Source organism: Polaromonas sp. OV174, from assembly GCF_900112285.1.
Classification (GTDB): domain Bacteria; phylum Pseudomonadota; class Gammaproteobacteria; order Burkholderiales; family Burkholderiaceae_C; genus Polaromonas.
This window is the reverse complement of sequence record NZ_FOKZ01000013.1, coordinates 23,177-36,553: the sequence shown is the minus strand read 5'-3', so window position 1 is coordinate 36,553 and position 13,377 is coordinate 23,177. Positions and strand designations below refer to the sequence as shown.

Below are 13,377 nucleotides of genomic sequence, written 5' to 3'. Positions count from 1 at the left end.
CTAGGCCAGCCGTATCGCCATGACACCGCCAACGATGACGCAAGTGCCCAGAAAACGGCGCAATGTAAAAACCTCTTTCAGCAGCCAGGTGCCCAGCAGCACGGCAAACAGCACCGAGGTCTCGCGCAGCGCCGCCACCGTGGCCACGGGCGCGCGCGTCATGGCCCACAAGGCAATGCCATAAGAGCCCAGCGAGGCCAGCGCGCCTACGCTGGCGATGGGCCAGCGATGGCGGCCATAGTCCAGCATGGTGCGGCCCCGGCGTGCCAGCATCAACAAACCAAAGGGCCAGCCATCGAGCAGAAACAGCGTGGCGACATACTGCAGCGCATTGCCCGAGGCCCGCACGCCCAAGGCATCGACCACGGTGTAGATGGCAATGATCACGGCATTGGCCAGCGCAAAACCGACAGCCTTGGGCGCATGCAAGGCCTGCCGGCTCAGGCCCAGCACCAGAACGCCGCAACAAATGCCCAGGATGCCGGCCCAGGCCAGCGGGCTCAAGGTTTCGCCCAGCGTGAAGCTTGCCGACAGCGCCACCAGCAGCGGCGCCACGCCGCGCATCAGCGGATAGGTCAGCCCCAGGTCGCCGTGCTTGTAGGCCTGCGTGGTGGCGATGTAATAACCGATGTGAATCAACACGGAAGCGCCAATGAAGGGCCAGGCCTCCTTGGGCGGCCAGCCCACCAGCGCCACCAGCGGCAGCGCCAGCGCCGAGCCGATCAGGTGAATCAGCGCCATGTCCAGCGCCTTGTCGCTGCTGGATTTGACCAGCGCATTCCAGCTGGCGTGCAGCAGCGCGCCAAACAGCACGACGCACAGCACCGGCCAGCTCATGGCCAGGACTTCAGGCGGCAAGCGCAGATCCTGAGTTGGAAAGCGCGCAGCGCTGGGCCCGCGCCAGATAGTGAGACAGCGGTGGTGTCACCTTGTCGGCATCTTTCGCCAGGTCGTCCCACAGACGCAGCTTCACCGCGCCCTCGGCACCGGCTTGCGCAATGAAAGCGGCCGCCTCTTCGGTGCTGAAAATGCCGCCCTGCAGCAGCAGACTGCGTTTGGAGTCCTCCGACAGGCTGGCGTGATAGGCCGGCCGGGTGGCGCACAGATAACGCTTGGCGTCCACATGCAGCTTGATGGCATCAAGCACCGCGTCGGCAAACAGGCCCCGTAAAAACGGCAGGGCGCGGTACTGGTGCACATCATCGACGCCGCGCAGCGAGGGTGTCTCGCCAAAGTCATGCAGCAAATGGCCCAGGTCATGCAGCAGGGCCGCCGTCACCAGTTCATCGCCGGCACCTTCGGCCTCGCCCAGCGCCGCGGTTTGCAGGGCGTGCTGCAGCTGCGTCACCGGCTCGCCACTGTATTGCTCGCCGCCGCGCTCTTCAAACAGACGCTCTATGTCGGAAAAGGTCAATGCCATGGTCGGCGCCGGGTTAAGGGTTGCTGAAACGTGCAGGCTTGCGCGTTATTGCGCGTAGTTCAGGGCCAGCTCGAAGGCGTCGAAATTGCGAAAGCGCCGGCTCAGGTCCAGCCCTTGCAACTTGCGATTCACGATCAGCGGCACGCGCTGCTCGCTGATGCCGCCGTGCGAACGCAGCGGCACTTCCAGCGCGCTCAGGTCGTGACGAGAAGCCGAGGTGCCAATCACGGTAAAGCGCTCCGACACGACAACGATGTCGCCGATGCGGTCTGCCGGCAGCTCAAAACGCTGGGCCGCCTGCTCGCGCGTCAGCACCACTTCCATGCCCTTGAGCTGGGCCAATCGCTGGCAGGCCGCGGCCACATCTGATCCCTCCGGCAGATACACCGTGGCAAACGAGCCGAGCGCGCCATGGTGAACCACATAGGGATCGGTAATAGGCAGGATCACGCGCGCCTTGGCGGCGCCCAGCCAGCCGTCAAACCAGTCCTGCAGATAAATCACATCGGGTGTGCCGTCCATGGCGACCTTGGCATTCATGCCATGGTCGGCGGTCAGCACGATGACGCAGCCCAGGGCTTCCAGCTGTGCCAGGTAGTCGTCCATCATGCGGTAAAAAGCGTTGGCGCCATCGGTGCCCGGCGCATGCTTGTGCTGCACGTAGTCGGTGGTCGACAGGTACATCACGTCAGGTCGGTATTGCTGCATGAGCTTGACGCCGGCGGCAAAAACAAACTCCGACAGATCGGCGCTGTAGACGCTGGGCAGCGGCTTGCCGACCAGGCCCAGCACGTCATCGATGCCGTTTTCCTCCAAAGAGACCTGGTCGGCCTTTTCGGCGGAAAAGCAGATGCCCTTCATCTTGTGGCCCAGCAGCTTGCGCAGCTTGTCCTTGGCCGTCACCACGGCCAGCGACTTGCCGGCATCGGCCAGCGCCGCCAGCAAGGTGGGCGCGCGCAGCCACTTGGGATCATTCATCATGACCTCGGTGCCGCTGGCGGTATCAAACAGGTAATTGCCGCAAATGCCGTGCACGCTGGGCGGTGCCCCGGTCACTATGGACAGATTGTTGGGATTGGTGAAGCTGGGCACCACGCAATCGGCGGTCAGGCCTGAACCCAGGGCCAGCGTGCGCTTGAGCCAGGGCATGTGGCCCGTGGCCACCGCCTGCGCCAGGTAGTCAGGCTCGCAGCCATCGACGCACACCACCACGGTGGGCTGGGTCGGCAGCTGGTAGCTCCGGCCGTTCACATTCAGTTCAGCGATTTTCACGTTTAGGCCTTTCAGTTCCGGTACTTTCGGCACGCGTGGGAAGCTGCAGACGCGCCTGTCGCCGCAAGTCGTTTTCTATGGTTCTCTCTTTACTTTCCATCGCATGCGCAAACATGACGCGCCCGGCCACGTCCGCGTCGCCAGAGGCAATGGCCTTGACGATTTGCCGGTGTTCGCTGGCCGAAATCGGCATGAGCCAACCATCGGCCAGGTTGAGGCGACGAAACAGCGACAGCTCCTTGATCAGCTTGCGGTAAATATCTGTCAGCTTGCGGTTGCCGGCCATCTCGACCAGCCGGTCATGGAATTTGAGATTCAGCAGGTGGTAGTTGTAGGCGTCCTCGGTCTTGACGGCCTTTTCCATGGTGCTCACCAGATCCTTGATTTCCTTGAGCTGCGCCGGCGTGATATTTTTTGCCAGCTGGCGCCCTACCAGCTCATCCATGGCGGCGCGCAGATCAAAAATCTCGACCGCCTCGTCTATCGGGATGTCGCGCACGAAGACGCCGCGATTTTTCTCATTGCGCACCAGCCCGGCTTCCTCGAGCATGCGAAAGGCCTCGCGCACCGGCCCACGCGAGACACCCATTTTTTCGGCCAGCGTGGCCTCCACCAGCTTGCTGCCTGGCTCGTACTCGCCGACCAGAATGGCGCGCTCTATTTCCTGCTGAACCACCGTGGTGAGAGAGCTGCTTTGCAGCAAGGCGATGGTGGGATGAAAGACGGAACTCATCATTGAATTGAAGCACAAAACAGTCAATTGTCAACAATTTCCAAAAAACAATTGACAAGACAAAAGGGGCGGCGTTAAATAAAGTTGAGCTGGGTTGACAGAGCCTGAATAGCGCTTGAGTCATCGCAGTGTCATGCCATCGACATGATCAGGTCACAACATTGCAGGTTTTCATCAAGGACTTCTTATGCAACTGGCTTCCCATCTCAAATCTTTCGCCAAAGTCGTCGCTACGGCAGGCTTGCTGGCCGCCTGTGCCACGGCATCGGCGCAAAAATCACAGTTGCTGGTTTACACCGCACTGGAAACCGACCAGCTCAAGGCCTACCAGGAAGGCTTCAACAAAGTTCATCCCGAGATCGAACTTAAGTGGGTGCGCGATTCAACCGGCGTGATCACCGCCAAATTGCTGGCCGAAAAGGCCAATCCCCAGGCCGATGTCGTGATGGGCGTCGCTGCCTCCAGCCTGGCGCTGCTGGATCAGAACGGCATGCTGGAGCCCTATGCACCGCTCAATCTTGACGCCATCATGAGCCAGTATCGCGACAAGAAGACCGTGCCGGCCTGGTGGGGCATGGATGTTTATGGCGCCACCGTCTGCTTCAACACGGTGGAAGCCAAGAAGCGCAACATTCCCAAGCCCGAAACCTGGAAAGACCTGCTCAAGCCCGCGTACAAGGGCCAGATCGTGATGCCCAATCCGGCCTCCTCGGGCACCGGCTACTTCGACGTGATCGCCTGGCTGCAACTCTGGGGTGATGACAACGGCAAGGGCGGCGGCTGGAAGTATATGGACGGCCTGCATGACAACATCGCCCAGTACACCCACTCCGGCTCCAAGCCCTGCAACATGGCGGCGTCTGGTGAATTCGTGATGGGCATTTCCTTTGAGTATCGCGGTCACGCCAACAAGGCCAAGGGTGCGCCTATAGATCTGGTTTTTCCGAAGGAAGGCCTGGGCTGGGATCTTGAGTCCTTCGCCATTCACAAAGGCACCAAGAAACTCGCGGCCGCCAAAACACTGGCCGACTGGGCTTCCAGCAAGGACGCCATGATTCTGTACGGAAAGAACTTCGCGCTGACCGCACAACCCGGCGTGGCGCCCAAACTGGAGCATGTGCCGGCCGACTATGAGTCACGCCTGATCAAGATGGACTTCAGCTATGCCGCGGCCAATCGTGAGCGCATCCTGAACGAGTGGAACAAGCGCTACAACAGCAAGAGCGAGAAAAAATAAGGCATAGAAAAAAGGCCGCTGAGTGATGCACTCAGCGGCCTTTTTTTCAGACCCTTCGCCCTCCCTTTGCTTTTTATGAACGACCACGAATGAGCCTGGATTTATTTCTCTCCCTGCGCCACATCCACAAGGAATTTGGCAGCTTCACTGCACTTAAAGACATCAATCTGGATATCCGCAAAGGCGAATTCGTCTGCTTTCTCGGGCCATCAGGTTGCGGCAAGACCACGCTGCTGCGCATCATTGCCGGACTGGAAATTCAGACCTCCGGCGAGATGACCCAGGCCGGCCGCGATATTTCACGCCTGCCACCGGCTTTGCGCGATTACGGCATCGTGTTTCAGAGCTATGCCTTGTTTCCCAACCTGAGCGTGGCCGACAACGTGGCTTACGGGCTGGTCAACCGAAAAACGCCCAAGGCTGAGGCGGAGCGCCGCGTCAAAGAACTGGTCAAGCTGGTCGGCCTGCCCGGCAGCGAAGGCAAATACCCCAGCCAGCTCTCGGGCGGCCAGCAGCAGCGCATTGCACTGGCACGCGCACTGGCCACCTCACCGGGCTTGCTGCTGCTGGATGAACCACTGTCGGCGCTGGATGCCCTGGAGAGGGTGCGCCTACGCCAGGAAATCAGGACTTTGCAGCAAAAACTAGGCGTCACCACCATCATGGTGACGCACGATCAGGAAGAGGCCCTCAGCGTGGCCGACCGCATTGTGGTGATGAACCAGGGCGTGATCGAGCAGATCGGCACACCCATGGAAATTTACCGCGAGCCGGCCTCGCCCTTTGTGGCCGACTTCGTCGGCAAGGTCAATGTGCTGCCCGCCTGTGTCAGCGGCGGTCAACTGACGTTTGGCCCACTGCGCCTGCCCTGCGATGGCGCCGACCGTGACGTCAAGATCTACCTGCGACCCGAGGACGTACTGGCCCGGCCCATTGCCCAAGGCGACGCCCATGTCTTCGATGCCACCATAGAAAAAATTGAATTCCTGGGTTCTTTTTGCCACGTGCATGTGGGCTCACCCGCGCTGGGTCTGCACAAGCTGACGGTCTACCTGTCGCTCAACTTCCTGTCCGAGCAATCGCTGCAGATCGGTTCGACTTTGCCGCTCAAGCTGCTGCCCGAGCGTATCAAGGTGTTCTGATGCAGACGCTGACCGCCCCCACGCCCCGGCTGATCCGGCAGCACGCGCACTGGACCGACCACCTGGCCTACGCCGCGCTGGCACTGATCGCCCTTTTCCTGATCGCCTTTCTGGCCGCACCGCTGCTGACGATTCTTCAGCAAGCCATGGAAGACAAGGCCGGCCAGTTCATCTGGTTTGCCAACTTCATCGACTATGCCAAGACACCAGCCCTGCTGGAAAGCCTTTGGAACAGCATCTGGGTGTCGCTAGCCGTCACGCTGATCGCGGTACCGCTGGCCTTCGGCTTTGCCTATGCGCTGACGCGTTCCTGCATGCGCTACAAGGCGCTGTTTCGCGGCATCACGCTGATTCCGCTACTGGCACCCTCACTGCTGTCCGCGATTTCACTGATCTACTGGTTTGGCAACCAGGGCGTGCTCAAGTCATGGATGCAGGACATCGGTATCCAGCAGATCTACGGCGCCCCCGGCATCGTGATTGCCGAGTGCTTTGCGGTTTTTCCGCATGCCTTGATGATTCTGGTGACCGCACTCAGCCTCTCGGATGCCCGTCTCTACGAAGCGGCCAGCGCCATGGGCACCAGCGCCAGGCGCAAGTTTTTCACCATCACGCTGCCCGGTGCCAAGTACGGTTTGATTTCTGCGGCGCTGGTCACCTTCACGCTGGTCATGACCGACTTCGGCATCCCCAAGGTGATAGGCGGCAACTTCAACATGCTGGCCACCGACGTCTTCAAGCTGGTGATAGGCCAGCAGGACTTTGCCAAGGGCGCGGTGGTTGCCATACTCCTGCTGGCCCCGGCCGTGCTGACCTTCGCGGTCGATCACTATGTCAGCAAACGCCAGACCGCCATGCTGACGGCGCGCGCCGTGCCCTACCACCCAACGCCATCGCGGACTTATGACTGGGTCATGACGCTTTATTGCTGCGCCGTGGCCTTTCTGGTGCTGGCCATGCTGGGCATGGCGGTGTTTGCCTCCTTCACCAGTTTCTGGCCCTACAACCTGACACCCAGCCTGCGCCACTACACCATGGGTCTGGTGGATGCGGAGGTCGGCGTCGGCTTTGTCAACAGCCTGAAGATGGCCGCGGGCACGGCGGTCTTCGGCACGGCGCTGGTATTTTTTGGCGCCTACCTGCAGGAGAAAACCAAGGGCATGAACGGCCTGCGCGGCTTCGTGCGGATGTTGGCCATGCTGCCCATGGCCGTGCCCGGCCTGGTGCTTGGCCTGGGCTACATCTTCTTTTTCAATGCACCGGACAACCCCCTCAATGGCCTGTACCACACGCTGACCCTGCTGACGCTGTGCACCATCGTGCACTTCTACACCACCGGCCATCTGACGGCGGTCACGGCATTGAAGAGTCTGGATGGAGAATTTGAGGCTGTCAGCGCCTCGCTCAAGGTGCCCTTCTTCAAGACTTTCTGGCGCGTCACGCTGCCCATCTGCACACCGGCCCTGATAGATATCGCGCGCTACTTTTTCATCAATGCCATGACCACCATCTCGGCCGTGGTGTTCCTCTATTCGCCGGAAACCAAGGTGGCCTCGATTGCCATTCTGAATCTCGATGAGGCCGGCGAAATCGGCGCCGCGGCGGCCATGGCCGTGCTGATCGGGGTGGCCTCCACCCTGGCCACCCTGCTGTTCATGGCGCTGGCCTGGTGGGTGAACCGACGCACGCAGGCCTGGAGGAAATGATGCCCCCACGGTCGCTCACTGCGTGTAGCTCCCTGCCCCCCGAGGGGGCCGCTGCGCCTGCGGCCCGGCGGAGCCGGTTCCGCGGCCCCGACTGGTCTATTAAGTCCCTTGCTGCTCGGGGTGGCCCTTCGCAGCGTGATCTCCGCGCTCCCACGATTTCCATAAAAATGTAACGACATGGACAGAGACAAAATCCTCCTGACGCCCGGTCCACTGACCACCACGCTGCGCACCAAGCTCACCATGCTGAAAGACTGGGGCTCCTGGGATAGCGACTTCAACGCCGTCACGGCTCGCATACGCCACAACCTGCTGGACATCATTCACGGCCACGATTCGCATGTGGTGGTGCCACTGCAGGGCAGCGGCACCTTCAGTGTGGAAGCGTCGGTGGCCACCTTGGTGCCGCACGACGGCCATGTGCTGGTGCTGGACAACGGCGCCTACTGCAAGCGCGCGGCCAGGCTCACCTCGCTGATGGGTCGGCGTTGCAGCGTGCTGGCCTTTGACGAGGCGACGCAGGTGTCGCCCGCAGCGCTGGCCGACAAGCTCAAGCAGGACCCAAGCATCAGCCATGTGGTGCTGATTCACTGCGAAACCGGCGCCGGCGTGCTCAATCCGCTGCAAGAAATTGCCGACGTCTGCAAAGCGCAGGGCAAGGGCCTGATTGTCGATGCCATGAGCTCATTCGGCGCGCTGGCCATAGACGCTCGCGCGATCCAGTTTGATGCCCTGGTGGCTGCCAGCGGCAAATGCCTGGAAGGCGTGCCCGGCATGGGCTTTGTATTTATCCGCAAGGCCGTGCTGGACGGCTGCGCCGGCCGCAGCCAGTCGCTGGCCATGGACCTGCACGACCAGTACGTCTACATGGAAAAAACCACGCAGTGGCGCTTCACGCCGCCCACCCATGTCGTGGTGGCTCTGGCCGAAGCCATCGCGCAGTTTGAGGAAGAAGGCGGTCAGCCAGCCCGACTGGCGCGTTACCGCAGCAACTACAGCACGCTGATTGAAGGCATGGCCCAACTGGGCTTCAAGCCCTTTCTCGATCCGACGATCCAGGCGCCCATCATCGTGACCTTTCACGCGCCGGCCGACAGCCGCTATGAGTTCAAGAAGTTTTATGCCGCCGCACGCGAGCGCGGCTTCGTGCTCTACCCCGGCAAGCTCACCCAGGTGGAAACTTTCAGGGTCGGTTGTATCGGTGCGATTGGCCCGAACGAGATGGCGCAGGCGGTGCTTGCCGTGGCGCTGACCTTGCAAGACATGGGCATCACGTCCGCCGCACCTACACACTGAGCGGAAAAAATCCGGGCTCTAAGCTTTATTCCGTTTCTAAATCATTCGTGAACGCGAAGGCGAAGCGCAGACAGTACAGACGTACGGCAAGCGAAGCCGACAAAGTGCACGGATGATTTAGAAATGGAATTAGTGGTGGCGACGGAAAGTGTCTGACGGCAACTCACCAAACATCTGCCGGTAGTCATGCGCGAAATGCCCAAAGTGCCAGAAGCCCAGTTGCGTGGCAGCCGCTGTGACGGACGTCGCCGTCTTGAGTTCCTGTCGTGCCGCATTCAGGCGCACGGCACGCAGGTAGGCCAGGGGGCTCAGGCCCAGCACGGTCTGAAAGCAGTTTTGCAGCGTGCGCCGGCTCACACCCAGCCGGCTGCACAGTTGCGTGACGGTGGGCGGCTGATCAAGCTGCGCCTGTACCAGTTCGCGGGCCTGCTGCACCGTCCGCCAGTGCGAGCTGCCCCGCGGCATGGCCATGGGTTTGGGGCCCGGCACAGAAGCCGTCCCGGCCATCACCGGGTCCAGTTTGTCGAGCAGCGTGTCAAACAGTCCGGCGCGTACCGCGCCGGCCGACAGCAAGCTCGGCATGGCCTCAACCGCATCAAACAAGCCGCTCAGAAACTGTTTCAGTTCGGTGAACGCCGCCGCATCCGGGACGTGGATACCGGCATGGACGCCAAAGCCGGCCGCACCGGCCTCGTCCGGCCCCCGCAAAACGTGGCAGCTCGCTTCGTCCAGTTCCAGACCGAGCATCACATGATCGCGCGAGGAGCGAAACTCAAAGCCCGAAGCGCCCGAAAAAACATGCAGCGAGTTGGCATCGCAGGCCTGGCCGCAAAACACGGTTTCCCCATGCAGTTGAAGCGGAATGCCCACGGCCAGCCCCTCACTGCCGATAAAGCCGGTCTGGTACACCGACTTCTGCAGGTTTTCAATGAACAGCCGCACACCACCCAGTTCCAGGCGACGCATTTCTCCGCAAAAAGCGCCGCGCGACAGCTGCAGGTAATGCTGGTTCCAGCCCGAAAGCGCAGCGGCCTGCTCGTCGGCATCCATGAAGCTGGCGCGGGACAGCGCAGGCAGCGAAGTTGCCGCGTGTGCCGGTTTGGGATGTTCAGACATGTTAAACATTCTTGCAGTATCCGTGCCCTTGGGGAAAAATGTTTTGCCACCCGCTGCCGTGTCAAAACGAACCCTATCCACAGCTTGCCGAAATGGGATTTTCAAAGCCGCTTGCGCAGCACTAATATCCCTGACGAGTACGGCTTTCCAATGAAAGAATCATATGTCAGCGCATTACGGATTCAAAGACGCCAGGGTGTCTCAAAGCTGCAGTGACAGGCAAGGCCATGCAGCCCCTGATCGCAGGGAAAACAACACACGGCACCCGCGCCGCAACCCCACCATGGATCAAACCTATGGCTGCTAAAAAATCACGCTCCGCAACAAGCCCGCAGCTGCACCCGGCCGTCAAACAGCTTCAGCAGTCCGGTGCCAGCAAGGTCAAAGTGGCGGTCAGCGACATTGACGGCGTGCTGCGCGGCAAACTCCTGCACAAGGACAAGTTTTTTGGCGCCGCCGAACCCTACCCGGCCGGCGGCTTCGGCTTTTGCGACGTGGTGCTGGGCTGGGACATGATGGACACCTGCTACGACAACAGTTCCGTGACGGGCTGGCAGCATGGTTTCCCCGACGCCCTGGCCAGGCTGGATCTGAATACCGCACGCCATGTTCCCTGGGATGAAGGCGTGCCGTTTTTCCTTGGTGAATTCGTCAACGCCGACGGCACGCCGCATGCTGCCTGCCCGCGCCAGACCCTGAAGCGCGTGCTCAAGCGCGCCGAGAAAATGGGCTTTCAGGTCATGACCGGCATGGAGTTCGAGTGGTTTAACTTTCTGGAAACGCCGCAAAGCTGGGCCGCCAAGAAAGGCGTGGGGGCCGAGCAGTTGACGCCCGGCATGTTTGGCTACTCGCTGCTGCGCATGAACCAGAATCGCGAGTTTTTCAAAGCCATCATGGACGAGATGCTGGCCTTTGGCATCCCCATAGAAGGCCTGCACACCGAGACCGGCCCCGGCGTCTATGAGGTCGCCATTGCTTTCAGCGAAGCGCTGGAGCAGGCCGACCGCGCCATTCTCTTCAAGACCGGCGTCAAGGAGATTGGCGCGCGCTTCGGCATCATGCCCAGCTTCATGGCCAAGCCGAATCAGCAGCTGCCGGGCTGCAGCGGCCACATCCACCAGAGTCTTTCCGACGGCAAGAACAACCTGTTTTACGACGCAAAAAACCCGCGCAAGATGAGCAAGCTGTTTGAAAGCTACCTGGCCGGGCAGGTCGCCTGCATGATGGATTTCGGCCCCATGATCTGGCCCACCATCAACAGCTACAAACGCCTGGTCGATGGCTTCTGGGCCCCGGTCAAGCCGACCTGGGGTATGGACAACCGCACTGCCAGCTTCCGCGTGATTGCCGGCAGCCCCAAGGCAACCCGGCTGGAAACCCGCTGCCCAGGCGCCGACGTCAATCCCTACCTGGCCATGGCCGCCGTGATTGCGGCAGGCCTGGACGGCGTGGAAAAAGGACTCAAGCTCACCGCCCCGCCCATCACCGGCACCAACCAGGGCGCAGAAAACATTGCGCGCGCGCCGCGTACCCTGATAGAGACCACGCGCATCTTTGAGCAATCAGACATTGCGCGCGACTGGCTGGGCGACACCTTTGTCGATCACTTCGCTGCGACCCGCGAATGGGAATGGCGACAATGGCTGGACGCCGTGACCGACTGGGAAATGAAGCGCTATTTTGAAATCATCTGACATGTCCATTCGTCGCCTCACGCCAAGCGATGCCGTGCCATACCGCGCCCTGCGCCTGCGCAGTTTTCATGATCATCCCGAGGCGTTCACATCGAGCTACGAGGAAGCCTCGCTGCAGCCGCTTGCGTATTCGCAAAAGCGGCTGGCGGCCACCTCGTCAGCGCAATTCTGGGGTGCGTTTGTCCATGATCAGAGGACGGCTGCCGAACAGTTGGTCGGCTGCGTCGGACTCGATCGCGAGCAGCGTATCAAGAGCCGGCACAAGGCTGTGGTCATAGGCATGTATGTGGCACCAGAACATGCAAGGCGCGGCTTGGCGCGCGCCCTGCTCGATGCCCTGCTGACCGAGGCCAGAGCCAGCGACCTGGAGCTGCTGGTGCTCACGGTGACACGTGGCAACCGGGAGGCCGAAGCCCTCTATCTGCGCGCAGGCTTTGTGCCTTACGGCATAGAGCCGGGGGCGATCAAAATTGGTCATCAGCGCTTCGACAAACAACATATGTTTCTTCAACTGGTTTCATCATGAGCATCACTACTTTTTCTTTTCCAACCGCCATCAAATTTGGTGCCGGCGCCCGCAAACTGGTGGCGGCACAACTGCTGGAGGCAGGCTGCAAACGCCCGCTCATAGTCACCGACAAGGCGCTGGCCGCGCTGCCGGTGCTGGCCGAGTTCAAGACCCATCTGGCCGGCCTGGATGTCGCGGTGTTTTCGGGCGTCTTCGGCAACCCGACCTGCAGCCAGGTCATGGACGGCGCGACGGCCTACAAGGCCCACAAGGCCGACTGCGTGATCGGTTTTGGCGGCGGTGCGGCGCTCGATGTGGCCAAGGTGGTGGGTGTTGCCGCCACGCATGAGGGCGACATTCTGGAATACGTCTGGGACCATCCGAATGTGCGCCCCATCACCAACGAACTGCCCTATTTCGTGGCCCTGCCCACCACCTCGGGCACCGGTTCGGAAGTTGGCCGCTCCAGCGTGGTAAGCGAAAACGACACGCATTTGAAGCGCGTGGTGTTCAGCCCCAAAATCCTGGCCAGGGTGGTGTTTGCCGACCCCGAACTCACGCTTGGCCTGCCGCCGCATGTCACCGCTGCCACCGGCATGGATGCGCTGACGCACAACATCGAGAGCTACCTCTCGCCGGCCTACCACCCGCTGTGCGACGGCATTGCCCTGGAAGGCACGCGCATCGCGGCACGCGCCCTGCTGACGGCCGTGAAGGAACCCGGCAACCTGCAGGCGCGCAGCGACATGATGATGGCCTCCATGATGGGCGCCATCGCCTTCCAGAAAGACCTGGGCGCCGTGCATTCCTGCGCCCATGCGCTGGGCGCGGTGTGCGACCTGCACCACGGCCTGGCCAACGCGCTGATGATAGACACGGTGCTGGCCTGGAACTACGAAGCGGCACCGGCCAAATTCGACGAGCTGGCCCATGTCTGCGGCGTAGCCGGCGGCGGCAAGGCCCTGGTGCCCTGGCTGAAGCAACTCAAGGAAAGCGTGGGCATCAGCGGCCCGCTATCGGCGCATGGCGTCAAGCCCGAACAGCTGCCGCGCCTGGTCGAGATCGCCACCGCCGACATCTGTCACCAGACCAACCCCCGTCCCTGCAAAGCGGAGGACTTCCAACGCCTATTTGAGGCGGCTTTATAAAATGGCCCCCACGCTTTTCACTTCGTGTAATGCGCTGCCCCCCAAGGGGGCCGCTGCGCCTGCGGCCCGGCAAAGCCGGTTCCGCGGCCCGTGCTGGGGCGGAGC

The 13,377-nt window shown here is 61.4% G+C and carries 12 protein-coding genes; 7 read left to right on the top strand and 5 right to left on the bottom strand.

Annotation, left to right across the window (positions count from 1 at the left end; all coding sequences use genetic code 11):
• Genes BM160_RS12830 through BM160_RS12815 form a run of 4 tightly spaced genes read right to left on the bottom strand, consistent with a single transcriptional unit; the run spans window position 1 to window position 3,425 of the window.
• Complete coding sequence (locus BM160_RS12830) at window positions 1-858, bottom strand: EamA family transporter (RefSeq protein ID WP_092005920.1); 858 nt, start codon at window positions 856-858, stop codon at window positions 1-3.
• The gene (locus BM160_RS12825) at window positions 848-1,420 is read right to left on the bottom strand and encodes a phosphonate degradation HD-domain oxygenase (RefSeq protein ID WP_092005916.1); all 573 of its coding nucleotides are present in this window, start codon (window positions 1,418-1,420) and stop codon (window positions 848-850) included. The genes BM160_RS12830 and BM160_RS12825 overlap by 11 nt, the downstream gene beginning before the upstream one ends.
• A gap of 45 nt (window positions 1,421-1,465) precedes the next feature.
• Entirely contained in the window at window positions 1,466-2,692 is a 1,227-nt protein-coding gene (gene phnA, locus BM160_RS12820) for a phosphonoacetate hydrolase (protein WP_092005913.1), read from the bottom strand.
• Window positions 2,679-3,425, bottom strand: coding sequence for a phosphonate utilization associated transcriptional regulator (locus BM160_RS12815; protein WP_092006200.1), 747 nt, complete (start codon window positions 3,423-3,425; stop codon window positions 2,679-2,681). The genes phnA and BM160_RS12815 overlap by 14 nt, the downstream gene beginning before the upstream one ends.
• 187 nt (window positions 3,426-3,612) lie before the next feature.
• Here BM160_RS12815 and BM160_RS12810 point away from each other — a divergent pair, with 187 nt between their 5' ends.
• From BM160_RS12810 to BM160_RS12795, 4 genes are all read left to right on the top strand, one after another.
• Window positions 3,613-4,662, top strand: coding sequence for a putative 2-aminoethylphosphonate ABC transporter substrate-binding protein (locus BM160_RS12810; protein ID WP_092005910.1), 1,050 nt, complete (start codon window positions 3,613-3,615; stop codon window positions 4,660-4,662).
• A gap of 89 nt (window positions 4,663-4,751) precedes the next feature.
• On the top strand, window positions 4,752-5,804 hold the full coding sequence (locus BM160_RS12805; protein ID WP_092005907.1) for a putative 2-aminoethylphosphonate ABC transporter ATP-binding protein: 1,053 nt from the start codon (window positions 4,752-4,754) through the stop codon (window positions 5,802-5,804).
• Window positions 5,804-7,510: a putative 2-aminoethylphosphonate ABC transporter permease subunit gene (locus tag BM160_RS12800; protein WP_092005904.1), complete on the top strand. Its 1,707-nt coding sequence runs from the start codon at window positions 5,804-5,806 to the stop codon at window positions 7,508-7,510. The genes BM160_RS12805 and BM160_RS12800 overlap by 1 nt, the downstream gene beginning before the upstream one ends.
• A gap of 177 nt (window positions 7,511-7,687) precedes the next feature.
• Window positions 7,688-8,806, top strand: coding sequence for a 2-aminoethylphosphonate--pyruvate transaminase (locus tag BM160_RS12795; RefSeq protein ID WP_092005902.1), 1,119 nt, complete (start codon window positions 7,688-7,690; stop codon window positions 8,804-8,806).
• A 129-nt stretch (window positions 8,807-8,935) separates the two neighbouring features.
• Here BM160_RS12795 and BM160_RS12790 read toward each other — a convergent pair whose 3' ends face one another.
• Entirely contained in the window at window positions 8,936-9,922 is a 987-nt protein-coding gene (locus BM160_RS12790; protein ID WP_143093252.1) for a helix-turn-helix domain-containing protein, read from the bottom strand.
• Window positions 9,923-10,218: 296 nt separating this feature from the next.
• Between BM160_RS12790 and BM160_RS12785 the strand changes: the two genes are divergently transcribed.
• From BM160_RS12785 to BM160_RS12775, 3 genes are read left to right on the top strand one after another with little or no spacing between them, the layout of a single operon-like run.
• Window positions 10,219-11,616, top strand: coding sequence for a glutamine synthetase family protein (locus tag BM160_RS12785; RefSeq protein WP_092005897.1), 1,398 nt, complete (start codon window positions 10,219-10,221; stop codon window positions 11,614-11,616).
• A 1-nt stretch (window position 11,617) separates the two neighbouring features.
• A complete protein-coding gene (locus tag BM160_RS12780; protein ID WP_092005894.1) occupies window positions 11,618-12,142 on the top strand; it encodes a GNAT family N-acetyltransferase in 525 nt (174 codons plus the stop codon).
• On the top strand, window positions 12,139-13,272 hold the full coding sequence (locus BM160_RS12775; protein WP_092005891.1) for an iron-containing alcohol dehydrogenase: 1,134 nt from the start codon (window positions 12,139-12,141) through the stop codon (window positions 13,270-13,272). The genes BM160_RS12780 and BM160_RS12775 overlap by 4 nt, the downstream gene beginning before the upstream one ends.
• Window positions 13,273-13,377: the final 105 nt, after the last annotated feature.